The organism is Streptomyces sparsus (genome assembly GCF_054776295.1).
On record NZ_BAAHCA010000653.1, the window covers coordinates 1 to 2803 of the forward strand.

Consider the following 2803-nt stretch of genomic DNA (forward strand, 5'->3'; position numbering starts at 1 on the left):
GTACCGGCGGCCCGGCCTCGGACGCCCGGTGTGCACGTCGGCGGCGGTGTGCTGCCCGTCCGCGTCGACGGGCCGCCTGCGCCCGCCCGTCGCGGCTGAGCGAGAGGAGCCGGACATGCGCCTCATGATCGGCTATGCGAGCCGGTACGGCTCCACCACCAGCATCGCCCGGCGGATCGCCGGCACGCTGAAGGCCCACGGCCACCGGGTCGAGGTGCGGGAGATGGGCCCGGAGGCGACGACCGAGGACTATGACGCGCTCGTGCTGGGCAGCGCGATCCACCGTGGCGCCTGGCTGCCGGAAACGGCCGGCTTCCTGCGCCGGCTGGACCCGCCGTCCGACCGGCCGGTGTGGTTGTTCAGCGTCGGCGCCGCCGGTCGCACCGGCGGCAGGCTCGACCGGGCCGCGGACGAACCGGTGCGGATGCCCGGGTGCCCCGTGGACCTGCACCCCGTCGACCGCCACCGCTTCCCCGGCGTTCTGGAACCCGGGCACTTCTCCCTGGTCGGCAGGTGGGTCTACCGCTGGATGGGCGGCAAGTACGGCGACTTCCGGGACTGGGAGGACGTCGAGGCGTGGGCGGAACTCATCGCCCTGCGACTGACGGAGGTGTCCAGTGACGCCTGACACCGGGCTGCGGCAGCCGCCGCACGTCGAGACCGTCATCGCCTGAGAGGGAGGGAGACCGTGGCGGTACCGGTACCCGCCGGGCGCCGCAGGTGACACCGGCCTTCGGGGCTCCCGGGGGGCTCGGGCCTCCCGGTACCGGTCAGGAGTGGGGGAGGGGCACGCGCCACTCGATGTGGGTGCCGGTGCCGTTCTCCAGCGCGGGTTCGACGGTGAACGAGCCGCCCAGCAGCTCGGCCCGGCTGCGCATGTTCCTCAGCCCGCCGGTGTGCGGGCTGCCGCCGACGCCCACACCGTCGTCGGTGAGCGTGAGGACGAGTTCGTCGGCGACGGTGACGGACACCTCCATGCGCCGGGCGCGGGCGTGCCGGGCGGTGTTGCTGAGCGCCTCGGCGAGCACCGCCAGCAGTTCGCCGCCCACCTCGTCGGGCACGTCGGTGTCCACCGTGCCCTCCATGATCAGCGAGGGCGTGAAGCCGAGCGTGCGGTAGGCGCCGTTGACCGTCTCCGAGATGCGGCCCCGCAGCCCCTTGCTTCCCGAGCCGGGGCTGTCGGAGCGCAACGCGAAGATCGTGGAACGGATGATCTTGATGGTCTCGTCCAGGTCGTCCACCGCGCGGGTGACGCGCTCGGCGGCCTCCGGGTGGTCGATCAACCGGCCCACGCTCTGCAGGGTCATGCCTGTCGCGAAAAGCCGCTGGATGGCGAGGTCGTGCAGGTCGCGGGCGATGCGGTCCCGGTCCTGGAGCAGCGCCAGCTGGTCCGACTCGGCCCGGTGCCGGGCCATCTCCAGCGCCACCGCCGCCTGCGTGGCGAAGGCCGACAACAGCTCCACCTCGTGGTCGTCGAACGGGAGTCGGCCCGTCAGACGTGCCAGTCGCAGCGCGCCCGGAGCGTCCTCCTGCTGGGAGAACAGCGTGACGGCGACCGTCGGGCCGTGCGGGTCCTGGAGGCCGGGGAAGGCGTAGCCGTGGCCGGAGCCGCGCACGTCCGCGGTGACGCTGGGCTTGCCGGTGCGGGCGGCGACGCTCGCCAGGGTGTCGTCGAAAGGCACGGTGAGGCCGGTCAGCGCCTCCGCCTCGGCGCCCTCGGCGACGGCGACGCGCAGCGAGCCCTGCTCGCCGGACGGCAGCAGCACACACGCCGAGTCCGCCTGGGCGAGCTGGAGCGCGTGCTGCGCGATCATGCGAAGCACCGCGTCGGAGTTCAGCCCGGAGAGCAGGCTGCGGGAGATCTCCGCGCTGGCCTCCAGCCACTTCTCCCGCAGCCGGCTCTGCTTGTAGAGCCTCGCGTTGTCGATGGCGACACCCGCCGCGACCGACAGGGTGGTGAGGACTGCCTCGTCGTCCGCGTCGAACTGGGCGCCGTTGTGCTTCTCGGTGAGGTAGAGGTTGCCGAACACCTCGTCCCGGACCCGGATCGGCACCCCCAGGAAGCTGCGCATCGGCGGGTGGTTGGCGGGGAAGCCGTGGCTCGCCGGGTGCTTCTGGAGGTCGGTGAGCCGCAGCGGCTCCGGGTTGCGGATCAGCTCACCGAGGATTCCGTGGCCGGACGGCAGCGGCCCGATGCGCCGGGCCTGCTCCTCGGACACGCCCACCGTGAGGAACTCCGAGAGGCGCTGCTCCTCGCCGATGACTCCGAGCGCCCCGAACTCGGCGTCGGTGAGCGCGACCGCGGCTTCCACGATCCGCCGCAGCACCTGGGCGAGGTCCAGCTCGCGGCCGACGCTCAGCACCGCTTCCAGCAGGCTGTGCATCCGGTCCTGGGTGGTGCGGGCGGCGTCCAGGCGGGCCTGGAGCTCGTCGAGCAGCTGGTCCAGCCGCAGCTGCGGCAGGCCGGGCCGCATTCCTGGCCGACCACGGCCCGTCTCGTCGGGCATGGGTACCTCCAGGTGTTGACGCCGGAGCGTCAGCCTAGAGGAACCACCGCCACCGGGCAGTGGGCGCGGTGCAGTATGGCGTGATGCAGCGAGGAGAGGCCGATTCCCCTGCGTCCCTTCTGCCGCTCAGCCCCCACCACCAGCAGCTCCGCCCCGTAGGAGGCGTCCAACAGGGCGGTCCTGGCCGAGGCTTCGACGTGCCGCCGTTCCACCGGGGTCCCGGGGTGGGAGCGCGAGGCCCGCGCCAGGGCCTCGCCGGCAGTGCCGGCGACGGGCGCGCAGCGGTCCGATCGGCC

Annotated in this window: 3 protein-coding genes; 1 reads left to right on the top strand and 2 read right to left on the bottom strand. The window is 73.2% G+C overall.

What is annotated here, in order from left to right:
* Positions 1 to 115: 115 nt before the first annotated feature.
* Positions 116 to 628 carry a flavodoxin domain-containing protein gene (locus ACYVE9_RS21685; protein WP_461029563.1) on the top strand — a complete coding sequence of 171 codons (513 nt, stop codon included), beginning with the start codon at positions 116 to 118 and terminating at the stop codon, positions 626 to 628.
* A gap of 142 nt (positions 629 to 770) precedes the next feature.
* Here the strand turns inward: ACYVE9_RS21685 and ACYVE9_RS21690 are convergent, their stop codons facing one another.
* Together ACYVE9_RS21690 and ACYVE9_RS21695 are read right to left on the bottom strand one after the other, a co-directional pair.
* The gene (locus tag ACYVE9_RS21690) at positions 771 to 2507 is read right to left on the bottom strand and encodes a GAF domain-containing sensor histidine kinase (RefSeq protein ID WP_461029564.1); all 1737 of its coding nucleotides are present in this window, start codon (positions 2505 to 2507) and stop codon (positions 771 to 773) included.
* A 29-nt stretch (positions 2508 to 2536) separates the two neighbouring features.
* On the bottom strand, positions 2537 to 2803 hold a 267-nt coding region (locus ACYVE9_RS21695), incomplete at its 5' end, for a universal stress protein (RefSeq protein WP_461029565.1).

Bases quoted from the DNA above. Each gene is read 5' to 3' on its own strand.
- ACYVE9_RS21685 (WP_461029563.1), top strand. From the start codon at position 116: ATGCGCCTCATGATCGGCTATGCGAGCCGGTACGGCTCCACCACCAGC.
- ACYVE9_RS21690 (WP_461029564.1), bottom strand. From the start codon at position 2,507: ATGCCCGACGAGACGGGCCGTGGTCGGCCAGGAATGCGGCCCGGCCTG.